Source organism: Serratia sp. JUb9, assembly GCF_014298095.1.
In the GTDB taxonomy this organism is placed as follows: domain Bacteria; phylum Pseudomonadota; class Gammaproteobacteria; order Enterobacterales; family Enterobacteriaceae; genus Serratia_B; species Serratia_B rhizosphaerae.
Genome location: NZ_CP060416.1, coordinates 693,629 through 712,724, shown reverse-complemented (window position 1 = coordinate 712,724; position 19,096 = coordinate 693,629). Strand labels below are relative to the sequence as shown.

Here is a 19,096-nt window from a genome sequence, read left to right as displayed (position 1 = left end):
AAGTTATGGTTAAGCCTGTTGATTCCAGAATGCCCGCTCGGGCACCGGCCGATTGCGCCAGGGAAAATCACGCCTCACACGCGTCCGCCTCCGGCGCGACGCCGCACGCGGCCGACGATATTCACAGTTACCTGCATAAGTTAACCAAAATCGTCGCCCCGCTGCACGTGGATATCCTGCTCGAAGGGGAAACCGGCACCGGCAAAGACACGCTGGCCCGGCGTATTTATGAACTCTCAGGCTGCAACGGACCGCTGGTTCCCGTCAACTGCGGCGCCATTCCGGAAAATCTGGCCGAAAGCGAGCTGTTCGGCGTCGAACCCGGCGCCTACACCGGCGCCAGTCACGCCCGCGCCGGCTATATCGAAACGGCGAACAACGGCATTTTATTCCTCGATGAAATCGACAGCATGCCGCCGACGGTACAGGCCAAACTGCTGCGCGTGCTGGAAACCCGCACCATTACGCGCCTCGGCAGCACCAAACAAATCAGCCTCAATCTGCGCGTGATCGCCGCCTCACAGACGCCGCTGGAGCAGTTGGTGGAGAGCGGCCGTTTCCGCCGCGATCTCTGCTTCCGCCTGAACACCATCAAGCTGGAAACACCCACGCTGCGCTCGCGTCCCGAACTGATTATTCCGCTGTTCCGCCGCTTCGCTCTCGAGTCGGCGCTGCGGCTCGGCATGCCGCACCCGCCGCGCAGCACCGCGCTGGACGAAGCGCTGCTGCTGCACTGCTGGCCCGGCAACCTGCGCGAGCTGAAGGCGGCGGCCGAACGCTTTATCCTCGGCCTGCCGCCGCTCAATCAGGCGCTGCCGCAGGAGAGCGGCACGGTCTTGCTGAAAGAGCGCCTCAAGCGCATCGAACGCAGCCTGATCCACGACTGTCTGAACCGCCACGACCACCGCATCGACGACGTGGTGCACGAGCTGGGCATCCCGCGCCGCACGCTCTATCACCGCCTGAAACAGCTCAATATTCACGCCTGACGAACCACGCCGCCGTCGCGCGGCGGGTCGCCGGAAAAAAAATCGCTCGCCGCCGGAACCGCCTCCTCTCTTCCGCCACTCAATCCGTGAAGTACCCGTATTATCATCCAATGATATGAGAGGAAACGTTATGAAATTGATGTCATTACCATCGCTCGGCACCACTCTGGCCAACGGCATTACCGGCGGCGCCGGCTTCGCCACCAAACTCGCCGGCGCCAGCAGCGGCAGCAGCTTTATGAGCCAGATGCAGGGCGTGCAGGCGGAAATGCAGCAAAACCAGGTCGACAAGGCCAAACTGGATGCGGAAAACCAGCGCATCAACGGCATCGCCGACAGCGCGGCCCAGGCTGGCTCCGCCGCCGCGCAGGTCAAAATTCAGTACTGATGCCGCGCCGGGAGGGCGCAGCCGCGTCCTCCTGCTTTTCCCCTCTTGCTACAGGCGAATCTGCGATGAAAATATCCCATAACGGCCCGTCACTGACCGGCGCCCCGCTCACCTCTCCGGCCGCCGACACCGCCGACGCCAATCAGGACGATATCCACGCCTTCAGCGCCGCGCTCAACGCGCCGGCCGGCGACGGCCAGGAGAGCCTGCTGAGCGGCCTCGGCGGCGCCATCAGCGATAACCAGCGCGCGCAGCAGCAGGCGTTCCGCAACCTGGAAGTCGCGTCCCGCTCCAGCAACCCGACGGACTTCAGCCAAGCGAACGCCGCGCTGTCCGATTACTACATTCAGAGCCTGATGAACGCCAAGATCATCGCCAAGGGCACGCAAACCCTGGATAAACTCACTAACCTACAGTAACGGCTATGGGACAATCACTGGTGAAATACCTGCTGGCAGCCGCGCTCGCCCTGCTGCTTAGCGGCTGCGGCGATGAAACCGTGCTCAACAGCAACCTGTCCGAGAGCGATGCCAACGACATTGTCGCCGCGCTGAATCACTACCATATCGCCGCCGACAAACGCGTAGAAAAAAGCGGCGTGTCCGTACTGGTCGCGGCGGCGGATATCGAACGCTCGGTGAACATCCTTGATGCCGCCGGCCTGCCGCGCAAGGCGCGCACCAACCTGGGCGAGGTATTTCAGAAAAGCGGCGTGATCTCCAGCCCGATGGAAGAGCGCGCCCGCTATATCTACGCCCTGTCGCAGGAGGTGGAGTCGACGCTGGCGCAGATTGACGGCGTGGTGGTCGCCCGGGTGCACGTGGTGCTGCCGGAGCGCATCGCGCCGGGAGAGCCGGTGCAGCCGGCCTCGGCGTCGGTGTTTATCAAATACGCCGATTCTCTGGATCCCGACAGCATTGAACCGCGTATCCGCCGTCTGGTGGCCACCAGCATTCCCGGCCTGGTGGGGCGGGACGATAAAGACCTGGCGATCGTCTTCGTACCCGCCAGGGCCTGGCGTGACCAGACGCCGGTGGTCAACCTCGGCCCCTTCGCCCTGACGCCCGGCCAGTATTCGCTGGTGAAAACGCTGTTCAGCGTGCTGAGCCTGCTGCTGCTGATCGGCCTCGGCATCGTCGCGCTGCGGCGCTCGGCGAAAAAAGGCGCAACGCCGAACGCGGGCAAAGCCTCATGAGCGACATCGATGCCACGCTGCGCTGGCTCGACTGGTGGCACAGCGGCTTCTGGCGCGACGCACACCCCAGCTGGCGTCAGGCGCTGCCGTTCCCCGCACCGGCCGCCGCTCTGGCGCGGGTGCGCGGCGCGGCGCTGCGTCGGCGGCTCGGGGTGGCGGACGCGGCGCTGCCTCGGCCGCAGCCGCAGTTGCTGACGCTGCTCGCCCTTGACGACGACGCCCGCTCGCTGCTGCTGGCGCTGGTTGCTGAAATCTGCACCGGCGGGACGGCGCTGCCCGGCGAACTGAAAATCTGGTGTCGCCGGCTGGCCAAAGGGCTGCGGCCGGAAAGCTGGCTGCCGACGCCGTCCGTCGGCCAGACGCCGGCGGTCACCAGCCTGACGCTGCTGCAGGCGCGCTACCCCGACTGCTGGCCGCGCCTGCGCATGGCGTTTGACCATCACGACGTCTGCCGCTGCCCGCCGTCATCGCCGGCGCTGGAACCCCGGCGGCTGCAGCCGCTGTGGGAGGCGGCGCTGTGGCAGTGTCAGCGCACGCTGACGGAAGACGGCGAGGAGCATCCGCATGTGGCAACTTAGAAAAATCTCTCTGCGCCAGCCGCCTGAGCCGCAGGTCGCCCTGCTCAGCCGCGACGCGCTGGCCATTAACCATCAGGCCGAAACGCTGATCGCCGACGCCGAACGCCAGGCGCAGGCCCTGCTAGACGCGGCGCAGACGCAGGCCGAAGCGCTGCAGCAACAGGCAGCGGCAGAGCGCGACGCATTACTGGCGGGCGCACAGGAGACCTTCTGGCAGCAGGCCCGGACGCTGTTCGCCGACTGGCAGCAGCAGCGCCGCGCCGAGCAGCAGCAGTTGCTCGACGCCGCCGACGCGCTGCTGGCGCAGGCGCTCGGCCGCCTGCTGGAGCAGGTGCCGCCGGCCGGGCAGCTGGACATTCTGCTGGAGCAGTTGCGCGCCAAACAGCCGTCCGCCGTCGCCGCCACGCTGTACAGCCATGGCGAACGACACGCGGCGGTGGCGCACTGGCTGACGCAGCGGCCGGAACTGCGCTGGCATCCGGCGATCGACGACTCGCTGCCGCCGGACACCCTGCTGCTGACCACCGAACAGGGCGAGCTGCATATCAGCTGGCAGGCGCTGCGTCAGGCGCTGGGTGCGGCGGAGAGCGTGGCCGGCTGAAGAATTTTTTGAAGGATGGAACCGCCGCGCGGCGTGTGCCACTCAACGAGGAACCTTACATCCAGAGGAGCCCGTTATGTATTCCGACGATTTACTGCAGCGCCGCCTGAGCAGCACCGCCAGCCGCAGCCACAACGAGACTTACCAGTTCGCCAAAGAGATGTCGGGCGAGCCTTACAGCCTCAGCGATATGTATGCCTTCCAGAACCAACTGCAGGATATGTCCAACACCAGCTGGGCCAGTTCGCAGTACACGCAGTTCAAATTCGGCATGCGTAAAGCGATTATCGACGCCATTAATTAACCCACACCCCGGCAGCGCCATGCTGCCGTTTTTTTATCGTCAGAGATCATCTCAACCATGGACTGCAAGGAGTAAGGAGTGGTGCTAACCCTGCCCGCGATACCTAACCTGCGACGTCTGGCGCTGGCGGCGCTGCTGCTGTGCGCCGGCCTCAATGCCGCACTGGCCGCTACGCCCGGCGAGTGGAAGAACGGCGCTTACGCCTATTCCGCCGACAACACGCCGCTGAGCATCATCCTGGAAGACTTTGCCGACAGCTTCGGCGTCACGCTGTATGACAGCTCCCTGCCCGAAGCCAATATCACCGGCAAGCTGCGCTCCGGCAGCCCGGAGGCGTTTCTTAACCGGCTGGCGCTGGAGTACCGTTTTCAATGGTTTGTCTATAACGACACGCTCTACGTCAGCGCGCAGTCGGCGCAGGTGTCGCGACGGCTGGAAATCTCCCCCGATGCGGCGCCGGATATCAAACAGGCGCTGAAAGGCGTCGGCCTGCTCGATCCGCGCTTCGGCTGGGGCGAACTGCCGGACGAAGGCGTGGTGCTGGTCACCGGGCCGCCGGAATATGTCGCCATGATCGCCGACTTCACCAAAAAATCGGAAAAGCCCAAGGACGATAATAAAGAGATGATGTCGTTCCCGCTGAAGTACGCCTCGGTGGCCGACCGCACCATCAAATACCGCGATCAGACCCTGCTGGTGCCGGGGGTGGCCACCATCCTCAATGAACTGCTGGGGCAAAACAGCAGCCCGAGCGCCAGCGGCATGAACAGCACTCAGGGCGGCGAAAGCGAAATGGACCAGATGCGCAGCCAGTCGCAGAGCATTCTGAACCAGCTGGTGGGGCGCGGCACCGGCCACGGCCGCGCCGGTGATAAAAATCCGCTCGGCAACATGGCGGGCAAAGTCTCGGCAGACGTGCGCAACAACGCCCTGCTGGTGCGCGATAAGCCGGCGTACCGCAGCGCCTATCAGTCGCTGGTCAGCATGATCGACGTGCCGCAGAAACTGATCGAGATCGATGCGCTGATCGTCGATATCGATCGCAGCGAGATGGCGCGGCTGTCGAGCAGCTGGGCCGGCCAGTTCGGCAACGTCACCGGCGGTTCGACGCTGCTCTCCGGCCCCAGCACGCTGTTCGTCACCGATTTTCGCCGCTTCTTTGCCGATATCCAGGCGCTGGAGGGGGAAGGCACCGCGTCGATTATCGCCAACCCGTCGATCATGACGCTGGAAAACCAGCCGGCGGTGATCGATTTCAGCGACACCGCCTTTGTGCGCGCCATCGGCGAGCGGGTGGCGGATATCCAGGCGGTCACCGCCGGCACCAGCCTGCGCGTCACGCCGCGCGCCATCGGCGGGAAGAGCAGCGCCAGCTCGTCGGTGCAGCTGATCGTCGACGTCGAAGACGGCAAGCTGAACAAAAACGACGACGGCGACGCCGAAGGCACCCGCAACGGCGCCATCAGCACCCAGGCGCTGGTGCAGGCGAAACGTTCGCTGGTGATGGGCGGTTTCCACACCAAAGAGAGCGGCGATCATGAACGGCGCATTCCGATCCTCGGCAGCATTCCGCTGATCGGCAAACTGTTCACCACCTCGCAGCATGAAACCTCGCAGCGCGAGCGGCTGTTTATCATCACGCCGCATCTGGTGGGCGATCAGGTGGATCCTTCCCGCTATATCGCCAGCGAAAACCGCGATCAGCTGAACAACGCCATGGGTGAGATCAACCGCCGCCACAAGTACACCGATATGAAGGGCATGCTGGAGTCTGCCCTGCGCGATCTGGCGGAAAACCGTCAGCCCAGCGGCATGACGGCCGGCGGCAGCGGCCAGACGCTGAGCACGCTGTGCCGCATCCCGTCCGGCTTCAGCAACGATGCGCAGCGCCACCAGTGGTACGGCAACCGTTCGGTGCAGATCGCCGTCGGGGTGATCACCAATACCAGCAACGTCACCCGACGCTTTGATGAAGCCGCCTGCCGCAGCGACCGCACCCTCGCCGTCGCCGCCTGGCCGCATTCACAGCTGCGCCCCGGCGAGTCGGTCGAGGTGTACGTCGCGTTTGAAAAAAATGCCGTGGTCAGGCCGGGACGCACCTCCCTGATCGCCAGCGCCCGCTAAGGAGAAGAACATGGTTATCCGATTTATCGCCGTCCTGCTGGCGGCCATGCTGCTCGCCGCCTGCGCCCCGAAAGCGCCGCCAGGCTGCGCCAGCGTCGACTGCCGGCCGCAGTCCGGCGACAACAGTCTGACCATCTGGTGGCAGCCGGACCTGCGCAACGGTCCGACGGATTACACCCGGGTACAGGTTAACCCCTGACGGCGGTTGCGGAGGCCCGCCCTCCGCACTCGGCGACTATCTGCGATAAAGGAGAGGCTATGACGACGTCAATCAGCGGCAGCATCGGCGCTTTATTCAATCGGGTGCGGCGGACGGGCGACGAAAACGCCGCCCGCAGCGGCGGCAACACCGTCCGCGGTAGCACCGCGCCGTCAACGCAGCGCGCGCCCCTGTCTTCACCATCCCGCCCTCCGGCCGGCCTGCGCCAGCGCCAGAACGCCGCGCCGCAGCTCCCTCAACTCTCCCGTGAGTCCGGCAACTGGGCGGTGCAGCTCAACGGTCGGCTCGGCGGCATCGACGGCGCCAGTGAAGAACCGCCGGCCGTCACACCGGAGGAGCAGACGACGCTGGCGCAAAAGCAGGCGCAGCGCCGGCGGCTGGAGCGCAGCACTCAACACCAGTGGCAGTCTCAGGCGCCCACCGCCCAGCTGACGGGGCTAAGCCGCCGGGATAACGGCACGCTGGATATCAACGCCGGCGAAGCCTTAGGCCCGCTGCTGGAAAACACCCTCAACGCCAATAACCAGCGCTACCGCTGGCATGGCAACGGTAATGAGCACGGCCATACGCTGCTCGACCGGCAAAACCGGCTGATTCATCTGCACGAAGATCCGCTGGCGTTTACCGCCTTCACCCACCGGCTATCGGTACCGCCGCAGCAGACGCCCGTCGCCGGCAATAACGGCAGCGTCAGCTGGGGCGGCGACGAGCCGAAGACGGTCGCCAAGCCGGCGCAGGCGCTGCGGGAAAAACTCACCGGTATCTACCACACCGGCCAGGACGAGCAAGCGTTGCGCCTGTACGGCGATCGTCTATACCAATACACATCGGAACTCCCTGCCGAATGGCAGCCGATGCATGGTATCGACGCCAAACCTTTCAGCCAGCTCAGCCGCCAGGGCAACGGCCAGCTGTTTGCGCTGCAGGACGATAAACAGCTGCTGAACCTCAGCACCGGCCGCACCGAACATACATTCAGTCAGAAAGTTTCCGCCTATGCGCTCAACCGCCACGGTGCGCTGCTGGCGCTGACGGCGGACAAAGCCGCCGGCAAACAACAGCTGCTGTTTCGCCCGGCGGGCGCGGACGGCGCGCCGCAGCCGCTGCAGTTGCAGCTGGCTCGCGAAGGCAGCGGCGAACCGCAGCCGTTTTATCCTGCCGCCATCGCCCTGCGCGGCAATGAACTGCTGGCGTTCGACGACGGCGGTCGCCTGCACCGCGCCGCGCTGCCGGACGGTGAAATACCGCCGACTCTGGAGCTGGAACAAGACGGCCGCGATACCCAAATTCGCCATCTGTTCTCCGACCCCGACGCACAGCTGACCGCGCTGCTGAACGACGGCGATGATCGCATCCACGCCGTGGTGAAGAACCGTCACAATCACGAATTCAGCTGCCAGCTGGACGACACCGGCGTCACCCCCGGCTGGAACCTGAGCGACAGCATGGTGATGGATTATCAGAAAGGGCTGCGCCTCAGCACACCGCTGCCGCACAACGTCGTCGATCTGGGCCGGCTCGGCAAGCTGGCGCTGATTGAAGGCAAGGTGCACTTTCGCGATGAAGTTACCGGCCACTGGGAGGCCAGCGGCGAAAAGGCCGAGCGTCTGATCCGCGGCCACGACGGCCAGGCGTATAAAGTGGAGGACGGCGAAGTCAAACCGCTGAAGATCAATCAGGCCGGCAACAAGGCTTCCCTCCAGAACAACCTGTTTCACCTTACGCGGGTACGTAACAGCGTGGAGGCCGATCTCGCCCTGACCGGGCTGGACAAAAACAGCAAGACCCAAACCGTCACGTCGCTGGGCAACGGACGTCTGGCCTCGCTGAACGAAGACGGCCGGGTGCAGCTGCACCAAATCATCCCCGGTCTGCGCCGCGAGCGCATGCCGCCGCGGCCGATTGGCAGCGAGGGACTGCCCGACGCCCGGACGCCGGACAACAGGCTGAAAGATCTGGCCGGCAATGCCAGCCATCAGCTGTTCGGCCTGACCGGCGGCGGACAGCTGTTCAGTCTGGCGCCGGGCAGCTGGCTGCCGCCGGCGCTGCGTCCGGGAGGCGGCCAACAGAATGAGGGCGCTACCGCCTGGCAGCCGGTGACGCCACCGCCGGATCTCGGCCGGCTCACCAGTCTGCACAACGATGCACAGGGCCGGCTGGTGGCGGCGGATGACAGCGGCCACTCCGCCACCTGGCACAACGGCAGCTGGCAGACCACCGACGATACCGCGCCGGCCTCCTACCAAAACGACGCCTCGCAGCAGACCTTCGACCGGCTGGACGCCAGCGGCAAAAGCGGCCGCATCCCCAAAACCGGCATTACCTATAAGCGAGAATATGAGGTGTTCGGCGCCAGCGGCAACAATACGCGCCAGGTGAACAATCCGTTTAAAAAGCGCATGCAGGCCTTCTTGTTCAAGCCGCAAGGCAAAATGCCGCGACCGCTGAAAAACCTCGGCAATGAAATTATCCACCGCGCCAGCGGCCGTGACGGGCTGAGACCCTGCTACCGGGCCCAGCAGCAGCTCTCCGTCGAGATCGCCGGCAAACCGGCGCCGTCCGCAGGCAGCACCACCGAACTCAACAGCCTGCCAACGTTGGAGACGCGCCTCGACGCGCTGGGGCTGGGACAGAGCGCCGATGCACAACACCAGCAGTTGCACAAAGAGATCGCCGGCTTCGGCGAGATGCTCGGGCGCAGTCTGAACCTGCACAGCGCCGCGGTGGGCAAACATTACGGCGTAGTGGATGAACACAACCGGGTGATCGACAACCCGCAAAAACTGCAGCACACCCGCAGCGGCCAGTTCAACCGCCACAGCCAGCGCGATCCGCAGTTGGCCGGCACCCTGCGGCATCTGCTGGGCAACCACGGTTCGCAATCGGCGCAGGACGCGCTGCAAACCCTGAGCGCCATGGAGAATAACCGCGTGGTGATCAACCACCTGAAGGACGAACGCGACTACCACGACGATATCGGCCTGCTGAAATCACGCCTGTTTCTCGATCTGCTGACGCAGGAAAAGCTGTACCAGGCGCTGAGCGACTGTCAGTCCGCCCCGGCGTCCGACCCGCAGCGCCTGAACACCCTGCGCGACACCGTGCGTAACCTCCGCGACGAACAGTGGGATCAGCACCCGGTGAAGAAACTGTCCGATCAGGGCTTCCAGAATACCCGCCAGCTTGAGGCCTATTACGACGGCATGAAAAGAACGGTCAAGGCCTTCTCCAAGCAGCACCACGGCACCTACGTCACCGCCAGCACGCTGTTCCAGACCGGCAACCGCGAGGAGCTGACGCAGCGGCTCGGCAAGGAGCTGCTGGCGCTGAAAAACGGCGAAGCGCTGACCTTCGGCAACGGCCACAGCGGCTTTGTCTCCAGCGTCACCCTTCCCGGCGACCAGATCATCGGCTCGGTCGGCGCGCGGGTGAATCTTGACCGCGACTACAGCCTGGCTTTTACCCGTGAAGAAACGGGACTGACGGTGACCGTCGCCCGCAACGGCGGCGGCAGCCTGAACGTGTTCGGCGCCGCCGGGGTCAACGTGCTGACCGGCCACCTGAATGAAGACAGCCTGAATTTCGGCCCGGACGGCAACCACAAACTGTCGCCGGTGGTGCGCTTCGGCGCATCGCTGCCGCTGAACCTGCAGCGCCAGTCGCAAAACAGCATGACCTTCAGCCTGAGCGATAACGAGCTGCCGCAGTTTCTGGAGCAGCTGACCACCAACCAGCTCAGGCCGATGGATATGCTGGACAAGGCCATCGATCACAAGGTGAAAAACGGCAACGTCTGGAACCTGAGTCTGGATATCAACGCCTCGGCGCAGGCCAGTCTCGGCCTGCCGATGACCAACAAAAACGAGACCGCCAACGTCGCCAGCGCGCGCCTCGGCGGCGGTCTGGCGGCGGGCGCCAATCTGCTGCACGGCCAGCGCGAACGCAGCGATGCGCACAATGCGGAGGGCAGCAAAGTCAGCCACAGCGACAACCGGGTACGCTATCTGAATCAGGGCAATCTGGACGCCCGCATTATGGTGCCCGTCGGCGTCAGCAGCAAAACCGAACATGCGCGCGAGCCGATTATGGCAACCAGTGCGCTGGCGGCGCGCTACACCTTTGACGGCCGCACCAAAAAGAAAATCAATATGGAGCTGGCGGAACCGCATACGCTGGATCACACCCATATCGACAAGATTGCGGAAACCCTCGGCAAGGCCTTCACCGGCCCGGCCGACGCCCGGGTGCTGGCCACGGTGCAGGACAGCGCCGGTGACACCTCGCCAAAGGCCAAGCTGGCGGTGTTGAACGACCACTTCCTCCAACATTTGCTTGGCGCCAAAACGCTGAACAACAGCCAGCATGCGGCGATCCGCGATCTGCAGAAACTGATCCACCAGCGCGAAGCCATGGATAACAAGGTGCCGCTGCCCGGCGCGCTGGAGTATCAATCCACCTACAACAACCTGGCCAAGCTGGACAGCAACAGCCTGCCGCACTGGATCCATGATGCTTTCCGCTTTGAGATGCAGGACGACAACCACGCCAACAGTAACGCCAACCGCATCGGCGCCATGATGGCGCAGGATCCGCGCCTCGCCGGGTTGATCGGCCAGATGCAGCTCAGCACCGACACCAAGGCGGAGGTGACGCTGGAACTGAAAGATGAAGACCGCAGAGAGCTGGTGGAAAGCTGGCTGCACGGCAATATCCAGCGCCAGGATCTCGAACGGCAGCTGCAGGATCGCAGCAAGATGCGCATCAAATCCATCGCTTTTGTCGAAAGTAAATCCAAGGGCGACGGCATCATGTCCCCACGCTTTCTGATCGGCGGCGGCAGTAATGTCAGCATCGAGAAAGAGCGCAAGCTGGGCAAGATCAGCTTCAGCTACGGCGTCGATCAAAGCGCGCCGCTGAGCTACAGCCTTGAAGGCGAACTCGCCGACCGTCAGAACGCTGCGTTAAGCGAACCGCTCAACCGGGCGTGGGCGCAGGGGCGACTGTTGAAAGATGCATAAACCCGAGGAGAGATCTGTGGAAACGCACTACATACAAAAACTGCTGGCCCGCTACGGCGCGAGCCTGCACACCGAACTGCACATGGAAAACGGCGTCTGCGCCCTGCAGGATGAGCGCGGCCGGGAGCTGGCGGTATTGGAACTGCCGCCGCCGGGCGAGATGCTGATGCTGCACTGCCAGATTCTGCCCGCCGATCCGGCCTGGCAAACGCCGGCCATGCTGCAGACGCTGCTGACGATGAACTTTGAGATCGGCGCGATGGACGGCTGCTGGCTGGCGCTGGATCAAGAGCGTAACCTGCGCCTGTGCGGCCGCAGCGCGCTGAGCCAGCTGGATCACGCCGGTTTTGCCCTGCTGCTCAACGGTTTTATCGAACGCGGCCACCAGGTGCGCGACTTTATACCGGATCTGCTGGAACGCCTGCGCCCCGTCGCCTGACCCCTGCCCCGGGGAGCCGTTACGGAAACGGCTCCTCTTCCAGCTCAATCACTTCGTTCAGGTAACTGTCCTCCAGCTCACGCAGCAGGCGGTAGACCTGCGCCACCGCCTTCAGCGTCTCACGCGGGATCCAGCTGCCTTCCGGCGTGGTGCGGTACAGCGTGCGCGTCAGCCAGATATAGCGCACCACCGGAATATGCGCGCGCTGCGCCTGATCCACCAGATAGTGCGCATCGTCACCGTGCGCCTTGAACACCAGACGCGGTAGCGGCGTTTCGCCGGGACGGTAATAAAGCCCGACCGCGTAGTGGGTCGGATTGACCAGCAGCACGTCGGCCTCTTCCACCGCCACGTTGCGCGCCGCGCTCGGCTCTTCGTTCAGGATATCCTGCGCCACCTGACGCCGGTGCCCTTTCATATGCGGGTCGCCTTCGTTCTGCTTATATTCGTTGCGGATATCTTCGTGGCTCATCCGCTGCTGCTTGAGGAAGAAGAAGCGCTGCACGCCGAAATCCATCAGGCTGAGCGCCAACAGCACCAGCAGCACCCGGCGCGCGCAGCTGATAAACAGCTGCAGCACGCCGTGCCAGAAACCGTCCAGCGTGCTCTGCGCCAGGCGCGCCAGGTTGCCCATCTCCGGCGCCAGCGACAGCCACAGCACCAGGCCGATGGCGGCCGCCTTGATAATGCTGGTCAGCAACTGCGCCATCTGCCGGCCGGAAAACATATTCTTGAATTGGTTCACCGGGTTGAGCGATTCGGGCTTCGGCAGCAGCGCCTCCACCGAGAACAGCGGGCCGAACTGGATCCAGCCCCCCAGCACCCGCAGCAGCAGCGCGATGCTGCAGACGATGGCGGAAAACAGCGCCAACACCAGCAGCGAGTCGGCGATCACCTCCTCCATCGCATGGCCGAACGGGTCACGCAGACGCAACAGCGGCAGCAGCATCATCGACTCCATGCGCTGCATGCCGCTCTCCACCAGCGCAAAGATCGTCTCCAGAATGCCGATCGAGATCAGCAGCTTCGGGATATCCTGACTCTGGCCGACCTGTCCCTTTTTCCGCGACTCCTGCAGCTTCTGCGGCGTGGCCTGTTCGGTTTTTTCAGCCATCGGATCCTCCCGCCGGTTGCAGCAGCGTGCCGAGAATGGCGCTCAGATCGCGCAGTTCAAACAGACGTTCGCCCGCCAGGTGGTTGAGCACCGGCAGGTACAAGACGAAAAACAGCAGCCCCAGCAGGCACTTCACCGGAATGGTCAGCACCGTGGCCTGAATCTGCGGGCTGTAGATGCTGATGATGCCGACGGCGAAATCCATCAGCAGCAGCAGCGCCACCAGCGGGCCGGCGTACAGCACCATATCGACAAAGGTGGTTTTCAGCAGGCCGAGCCAGACGCCCCAGCCCTGTTCGCCCGGCAGCGGCATCCACGCCAGCGCCGGCCACAGGCGGTAGCTGTCCCACAGCACCTGGGTGATGGTGCCCAGCCCCGGCCCCACCATCAGCAGCAGGATCATCGACTGCTGCATCAGGTGGCCCAGCGGCGTCACGTCCGCCCCCAACAGCGGGTTGAGCTGGCCGCCCATCAGCGCGCCGCGCTGGTTGTCAAACAGCGCCCCGACCGACTCCATCATCCAGAACGGCAGCCCGAGCACCAGCCCGAGCAGCGCGCCGAGGATCATCTCTTTCAGCCCCAGCGCCGTCAGCGTCAGCAGCGGCGGCGGGCCGGCGGCGATCTCGGCCTGCAGCGCCGGCGCGATAAACAGCGCCAACGCCGCCACGATCGCCGCGCGCGGCACGCCTTTGATCACGTTGAAGGAGAAGATCGGCGTCAGCAACACGCAGGGAAAGATGCGCGCCATGCCCAACAGCAGCGCCAGCAGATACTGAAACAGCTGATCCAGCAGGTCGCCCCACAGCATCAGCCGCCGACCCGCGACATCATGGCAAAGGCGTTCTGCGTCAGCTGCAGCAGCTCCACCCCGAGCCAGCGCCCGGTCAGCGCCAGCGTCACCCCTACCGCCACCAGCTTCAGGCAGAACGGCAGCGTCTGATCCTGCAGCTGCATCGCCGCCTGCAGCAGCGAAGTGATCACCCCCACCAGCACCGCGACGATCAGCGGCGGCGCGGAGAGCAGCACCACCAGCAGCATCGCCTGACGAAAAAAGCTCAGTATATCCATCGCCGCCTCACAGATAGCTATAAAACAGGCCGTCCAGCAGCCGGGTCCAGCCGCTGACCAGAACAAACAGCAGGATCTTCAGCGGCAACGAGACCGTCATCGGCGACACCATCTGCATCCCCAGCGCCAGCAGCACGTTGGAGACGATCAGATCCAGCACCAGGAAGGGAATAAAGATCAGAAAGCCGATCTTGAAGCCGTTCTGCAGTTCGGACAGCACGAACGCCGGGATCACCAGCAGCGGGCTTTGCGGCGTCAGCGACTGCGCCATCTCTTTCGGCCACATGCGCGCGGCGTTCTCCTGCAGGTGCGTCAGAATATCCGGGTCGGTATTGCGCGTCATAAACGCCTTCAGCGGTTCGGCGCCGTTGCCGAAGGTGTACTCCAGCCGCTCCATATTGCTGAAATCGAGCGGCATCGCCTTAAGCCGCTGGCTCATATCGTTAAACACCGGCGCCATCACAAACAGCGTCGCGGCGAGGGCGATGCCGTACAGCGCCATATTCGGCGGCACCTGCTGCACGCCCATCGCGTTGCGCGTCAGCAGCAGCACCATGGAAATCTTGAGAAAACAGGTACAGACGATCATCAGCATCGGCACCAGCGACAGCGCTCCCAGAAACAGCGCCAGCATCATCGGATTGAGCGACTGCGCTTCCATAGCCTTAGTGCCCCTGCCCCAGCGGATTGACGCTGCCCGGCAGCATATGGGTAATCTGCAGCCCCAGCCGCCCCTCCACATCCACCAGTTCGCCTTTCGCCAGCGGGTAGTCGCCGTGACACAGCAGCGCTTCGCCGGGCTGGACGTGATCCACCATAATGGTGGCGCCGGGCGCCAGACGCTGCAGATCGCCCACGGTCAGATGCAGATGCCCACAGCGCACGGTCAGCGCCAGCGGCAGGGGGTCGAGCGTCACGCCGGCCGGCTCCGCATCAATACGCCGTTCCATGCCGCTCTCGTCCTGTACGTCGCTTTCTGTCTCGTTGTCGTTGTAGGGAAATGTCACGGATGTTGTCTCCAGATCGGTAAGATAAAAACCAGTGCTTCGCCCTTCCGCGCCAACCAGTTCGCCCTGGGCCCGGAAGTGCGCAAAGCGCAGCGTCCCCGCACCGTGCGGGGTGAATGTGTCCTCGCGCGGCAGCAGCACATCGTCCGGCTGCAGGCGCGTCAGTTCCGCGAGGGAAAGCGTCAGCGCACCGACGCAAAACGGTAAGGTCAGCGGCAGCGCCGTCAGGGCGTCGTTGACGATGCCCTGCCAGCCCGGCGCCGCCAGCAGGGCGCACAACACCTCGGGCGCCGCCGTCAGCGCGCTCTGCGCCCGCAGGTCGCCCAGCGTCACCGTCAGCCGTACGCCAAACGCACCGGCGGGCGGTGCGCCGTCGGCGGCGTTCAGTTCACCGAACAGCGCACGGATTTGCGCGCTCAGCGCGTGATTGAACAGCGGCCAGTACCAGAGGTCGTCCTCGTCGCTGGCGGTTGGTAGTGCCGGGCAGTCGGACAGCAGCGCGCAGACGCCTTCCGCGTCGCTCAGCCACAGCGGGCCGGCCATACAGCGCAGCGCCGTTTCCGCCGCCTGCCGCTCGCCGGCGGCCGGCTCAATACGCAGTTCGCCGACGCTCTCGCCCAGCTGAAAAGCCAGGCGCAGCCCGTGGCCGAGAAGGCCGCGTAGCCGAGCCTCGGCGGCGCTCTGCCGCCGCAGCTTCAGCGGCGTGCTCATGGCTGATACCCCCGCTGCTCAAAGCGCAGGCGCACCCGGCACGCCAGACGGCGGCGCAGCGAGTGGCGGCAGCGCTCCTCATGGGCCGCCAGCGCCTCCAGCGCCGCCGGCGCAAAGCGCAGCGCGATGTCCCAGCCGCCCGCCGGCAGCGCCTGCAAACGGGCGTCCACATCCCCCAAGCGCGGCAATAGCAGCGTGACGGAGACCGGGCCGGCCGGCGGATTGACCAACGCCCGGTCCAGCTCATTCTCCAGCGGCTGCCACAGCGCCATCGGCGCGCCAGAGGCGGCGCTTTCCGGCGTCGCCGCAGCATGCGGGGTGGCGGCGGCGTGCGGCGCAACGTGCAGCGCACCGGGAAATGCCGGCGTATCGTGTTCCATCAGCATGCTGAACAGGTTGCCGTCCGGCGTCGGCGCGGAATTCTCTTCATCGCGCCTGGCCGCCGGCAGCCCGCCGCTCACCGGCCGTTCCGCCGTGGCGCGGCCGCGCTCGGCCACGTTCTTCGCCCCCGGACGCGCCTTGCGCAGCGGATGATGCACATCATGGGCCGGCCCGTGCTCGTCGCGCGGCTGGCGTGCCGCCGCATCCTGCCGCCGCTGCGCCGCCGGCCGCTGCGGTTCGCGCTCCCGCTCTTTTTCGCGTGCGCGGGCTGAAGCACGGTGTTCATGCTGCGTCGGGGAAATCATGGCGCGCCCCCCTCTTCCCGCAGCAGACACTCCAGTTTCTCCAGCTCGCGCTGGCGACGGCGCGTCTCGGCCTGCGCCGCCTGCAGTTTCTGCTGTTGCTCGTCACTGCGCCGCTGGTCTGCCAGCAGCTGCTGCCGGCCGGCGTCCACCGACGCCGCCGCGCTGCGTTCGTCCTCAAGGCCGTGCTGCAGACGCTCCAGCGGCTGCCTGCCTAAATAACGCTGGTCGAACTGCGCCCGTCGCTGCTGATAATCCTGCCGCGTGGCTTCCAGTTGGTGCTGCGTCTGCTGCAGCTGCCGCCGGCAGGCGCTGAGCTGCTGCTCTTCCCGCCGCTGCCGGCGCTCGCTGCGCTGCAAACGCTGGCGGCGGATCGGCAGCATCAGTTCCAGCGCCTGGCCAAGCGCCCGATCGCCGTCGTCCGGCGGCGGCGAGTGATCACTGTTTCTGTTCTGGCGCATAGCCGCTTACCTCCGTCAGTTGCTGCAAAGTCTCTTCCCAGTCGCAGGGATCGCGCGTCTCCTGGCGTAAAAAACCGTTGATCGCGCCCTGCGCCTCCACCGCGGCGTCGGTCATCGCGTCATGCCCCGGCTCGTATTCCCCCAGCCGGATCAGCATCTCCACCTGCTGCCAGGCGGACATCAGGCGGCGCAGCCGGGTGGCGTCGGCGATCTGCGCCCGCTCAGCCACGTTGCTCATGGTGCGACTGAGGCTGGCCAGCACGTCGATGGCCGGATAGTGGCCGCGCTCCGCCAGCCGGCGGGTCAGCACGATATGGCCGTCGATCAGCGAACGCACTTCGTCCGCCACCGGGTCGTTCATCGAATCTGCTTCAATCAGGACCGAATACAGGGCGGTAATGCTGCCCGTCATGGTCTGCCCCGCCCGCTCCAGCAGTCCGGGCAGCAGGGTATAAACCGACGGCGGCAGCCCGCCGCGTCCCGGCGGCTCGCCCAGCGCCAGACCAATTTCGCGCTGGGCGCGGGCAAAGCGGGTCAGCGAGTCCAGGATCAGCAGCACGCTTTTCCCCTGCGCGCGGAACGCTTCGGCAATCGCCGTGGCGGTAAAGGCCGCACGCGCACGTTCCATGCTGCTGCGGTCCGAGGTGGCGCACACCAGCACCGTGCGACTGCGCAGCGTCTCATCCAGCTCGTGGTCAAGGAACTCGCGCAGTTCACGGCCGCGTTCGCCGATCAGGCCGAAGACAATCGCGTCGCAGGGCGTGTTGCGCGCCAGCTCCGCCAGCAGCGTGGTTTTGCCGCAGCCGGCGCCGGCAAACACCCCGACCCGCTGGCCGACGCCAAGGGTCAGCAGCCCGTCGATGGCGCGCACGCCGGTAGGCAGCGCCCGGGCAATACGCGGACGCGCGGTCGGCGGCGGCGCATCGCTCACCACCGGCACGGTATCAACGCCCGTCCCCGGCAGCGCAAAGGCGCCAACGCTCTGTTCATCCAGCGGGCGGCCGAAGCCGTCCAGCACGCTGCCGAGCAGCGCATCGGACACGCTGATGCTGTGCGGCAGCCACAGCGGCGTCACCCGTGCGCCGCGGGCGATGCCGTCCAGCGGCCCCAGCGCCGACAGCAGCGTATGCTGCGGATTAAAGCCCACCACTTCCGCCAGCACGCTCTCCTGCGCGCTGCGCGTGATACGGCACAGATCGCCGATGCGCGCGCGCGGCAGGCTGCACTCAAGCAGGATGCCGCTGATGCCGGTCACCCGGCCGTAGGCCGTTACCGCATCCGCCTGCTGCAGACGCCGCCGCTGACGATCGGCCCATGCGGCGATCCCGCCAGAAAAATCCGTCATCACCATTTCACCGTCAGCGGATCGCGGCCGCTGAATTCGATCCGATCGTCGGTGATCGCCGCCAGCCGCAGGCCGGCGACCTCATCGCCGATAAACACCCGCTGGCCGTCTTCGGTGACGATATTGGCCCGCTGGCCGGTGGTGATCTGCACGATGCGGAACGGCAGTTTTTTCTCCTGCGGCCGCACCGCGGTTTTCACCGGCGCCGCCGCGCCGTAGTGCGCATAAAAGCGCGCCATCATGCGTTCGAACACCGCCATCTGCGGCTTGCTTAATTCGCCGCTCAGCAGCAGACCGTCGCCCTGCTTGCTGATGCGGACCTGTTTGAGCAGTTCGCGTTCGCGCAGCTGTTGCTGCAGCGGCGCGCGCAGCTCCTCCACGCTGTTCCAACTGGCGGTGCGCCCCTCGCCGGCGGAGGTCTGCGCCATCGTCGGCTGCAGGATCCAGCTGGCGACCGTGATGCTCAGCAGCAGGAACAGCCCCAGCACCAGCCCGCGCATCGCGCCGGACAGGCGGCGACGAGCCACCGGCGGTGGCGCGGAGTTTTCCTCCGGCGGGGCGGGCAGCGCCGCCGCCTCATGCCACGGCGTTTCGGCGCGGGCCACGCACAGCCAGACATCGGCCAGTTGGAACGGCGTATCCGCCTCCAGCGTCCGGCTCTCCTGCGACGCCGGCTCCGCAGCCAGCCGCCACTGCTCATCATCACGGCTCAGGAGGTAACTCAGGCCGGCCAGATCCACGCCGTCGAGGCGCAGATCGGCCTGCGGATCGCCGCCGATGCGCCACGACGCGCCGCTGAGAGGCAAGGCGGCGCCACAGTGGTAGCCGGACAGTACGCGCAGCTCAAACAT

At 65.3% G+C, this 19,096-nt stretch carries 20 protein-coding genes; 11 read left to right on the top strand and 9 right to left on the bottom strand.

Features of this window, described 5'->3' with window-relative positions:
* Positions 1-29 precede the first annotated feature (29 nt).
* The 11 genes from HF675_RS03365 to HF675_RS03315 all read left to right on the top strand — a co-directional run bounded on the left by HF675_RS03365 (position 30) and on the right by HF675_RS03315 (position 11,856).
* Positions 30-989 carry a sigma 54-interacting transcriptional regulator gene (locus HF675_RS03365; protein ID WP_232251601.1) on the top strand — a complete coding sequence of 320 codons (960 nt, stop codon included), beginning with the start codon at positions 30-32 and terminating at the stop codon, positions 987-989.
* A gap of 130 nt (positions 990-1,119) precedes the next feature.
* On the top strand, positions 1,120-1,377 hold the full coding sequence (locus tag HF675_RS03360) for a hypothetical protein (protein ID WP_105232584.1): 258 nt from the start codon (positions 1,120-1,122) through the stop codon (positions 1,375-1,377).
* 65 nt (positions 1,378-1,442) lie between these two features.
* Positions 1,443-1,796 carry an EscI/YscI/HrpB family type III secretion system inner rod protein gene (locus tag HF675_RS03355; protein ID WP_111736382.1) on the top strand — a complete coding sequence of 118 codons (354 nt, stop codon included), beginning with the start codon at positions 1,443-1,445 and terminating at the stop codon, positions 1,794-1,796.
* Positions 1,797-1,801: 5 nt separating this feature from the next.
* Complete coding sequence (sctJ, locus tag HF675_RS03350) at positions 1,802-2,572, top strand: type III secretion system inner membrane ring lipoprotein SctJ (RefSeq protein ID WP_111736381.1); 771 nt, start codon at positions 1,802-1,804, stop codon at positions 2,570-2,572.
* Complete coding sequence (locus HF675_RS03345; protein ID WP_111736380.1) at positions 2,569-3,150, top strand: serine kinase; 582 nt, start codon at positions 2,569-2,571, stop codon at positions 3,148-3,150. Before sctJ ends, HF675_RS03345 begins: the two co-directional genes overlap by 4 nt.
* Positions 3,137-3,751: a type III secretion system stator protein SctL gene (sctL, locus tag HF675_RS03340; RefSeq protein ID WP_187044038.1), complete on the top strand. Its 615-nt coding sequence runs from the start codon at positions 3,137-3,139 to the stop codon at positions 3,749-3,751. The genes HF675_RS03345 and sctL overlap by 14 nt, the downstream gene beginning before the upstream one ends.
* 76 nt (positions 3,752-3,827) lie before the next feature.
* Entirely contained in the window at positions 3,828-4,055 is a 228-nt protein-coding gene (locus HF675_RS03335) for an HrpF protein (protein WP_111736378.1), read from the top strand.
* Positions 4,056-4,133: 78 nt separating this feature from the next.
* Positions 4,134-6,179, top strand: a complete 2,046-nt coding sequence (gene sctC, locus HF675_RS03330; RefSeq protein WP_111736377.1) for a type III secretion system outer membrane ring subunit SctC — start codon at positions 4,134-4,136, stop codon at positions 6,177-6,179.
* Positions 6,180-6,189: 10 nt separating this feature from the next.
* Complete coding sequence (gene hrpT / locus HF675_RS03325; RefSeq protein ID WP_111736376.1) at positions 6,190-6,378, top strand: HrpT family type III secretion system protein; 189 nt, start codon at positions 6,190-6,192, stop codon at positions 6,376-6,378.
* 59 nt (positions 6,379-6,437) lie between these two features.
* Positions 6,438-11,417 (top strand): AvrE-family type 3 secretion system effector, encoded by a 4,980-nt coding sequence (locus HF675_RS03320; RefSeq protein WP_187044037.1) that lies wholly within the window; start codon positions 6,438-6,440, stop codon positions 11,415-11,417.
* Positions 11,418-11,433: 16 nt separating this feature from the next.
* On the top strand, positions 11,434-11,856 hold the full coding sequence (locus HF675_RS03315; protein WP_255427328.1) for a type III secretion system chaperone: 423 nt from the start codon (positions 11,434-11,436) through the stop codon (positions 11,854-11,856).
* Positions 11,857-11,875: 19 nt separating this feature from the next.
* Here HF675_RS03315 and sctU read toward each other — a convergent pair whose 3' ends face one another.
* The 9 genes from sctU to HF675_RS03270 are packed head-to-tail and all read right to left on the bottom strand — an operon-like array spanning position 11,876 to position 19,096.
* Positions 11,876-12,970 (bottom strand): type III secretion system export apparatus subunit SctU, encoded by a 1,095-nt coding sequence (gene sctU, locus HF675_RS03310; RefSeq protein ID WP_111736373.1) that lies wholly within the window; start codon positions 12,968-12,970, stop codon positions 11,876-11,878.
* Positions 12,963-13,778, bottom strand: coding sequence for a type III secretion system export apparatus subunit SctT (sctT, locus tag HF675_RS03305; protein WP_187044035.1), 816 nt, complete (start codon positions 13,776-13,778; stop codon positions 12,963-12,965). The genes sctU and sctT overlap by 8 nt, the downstream gene beginning before the upstream one ends.
* A complete protein-coding gene (gene sctS / locus HF675_RS03300) occupies positions 13,778-14,038 on the bottom strand; it encodes a type III secretion system export apparatus subunit SctS (protein WP_015673951.1) in 261 nt (86 codons plus the stop codon). Before sctS ends, sctT begins: the two co-directional genes overlap by 1 nt.
* A 7-nt stretch (positions 14,039-14,045) precedes the next feature.
* Entirely contained in the window at positions 14,046-14,699 is a 654-nt protein-coding gene (gene sctR, locus HF675_RS03295; RefSeq protein ID WP_187044034.1) for a type III secretion system export apparatus subunit SctR, read from the bottom strand.
* A 4-nt stretch (positions 14,700-14,703) separates the two neighbouring features.
* Positions 14,704-15,756 carry a FliM/FliN family flagellar motor switch protein gene (locus HF675_RS03290; protein ID WP_187044033.1) on the bottom strand — a complete coding sequence of 351 codons (1,053 nt, stop codon included), beginning with the start codon at positions 15,754-15,756 and terminating at the stop codon, positions 14,704-14,706.
* Positions 15,753-16,442: a type III secretion system HrpP C-terminal domain-containing protein gene (locus HF675_RS03285; protein ID WP_187044032.1), complete on the bottom strand. Its 690-nt coding sequence runs from the start codon at positions 16,440-16,442 to the stop codon at positions 15,753-15,755. The genes HF675_RS03290 and HF675_RS03285 overlap by 4 nt, the downstream gene beginning before the upstream one ends.
* Complete coding sequence (locus tag HF675_RS03280) at positions 16,439-16,900, bottom strand: type III secretion protein (protein ID WP_160029849.1); 462 nt, start codon at positions 16,898-16,900, stop codon at positions 16,439-16,441. Before HF675_RS03280 ends, HF675_RS03285 begins: the two co-directional genes overlap by 4 nt.
* A complete protein-coding gene (sctN, locus tag HF675_RS03275; RefSeq protein ID WP_370569826.1) occupies positions 16,878-18,245 on the bottom strand; it encodes a type III secretion system ATPase SctN in 1,368 nt (455 codons plus the stop codon). Before sctN ends, HF675_RS03280 begins: the two co-directional genes overlap by 23 nt.
* Positions 18,245-19,096 carry an EscD/YscD/HrpQ family type III secretion system periplasmic domain-containing protein gene (locus HF675_RS03270; RefSeq protein WP_111736367.1) on the bottom strand — a complete coding sequence of 284 codons (852 nt, stop codon included), beginning with the start codon at positions 19,094-19,096 and terminating at the stop codon, positions 18,245-18,247. The genes sctN and HF675_RS03270 overlap by 1 nt, the downstream gene beginning before the upstream one ends.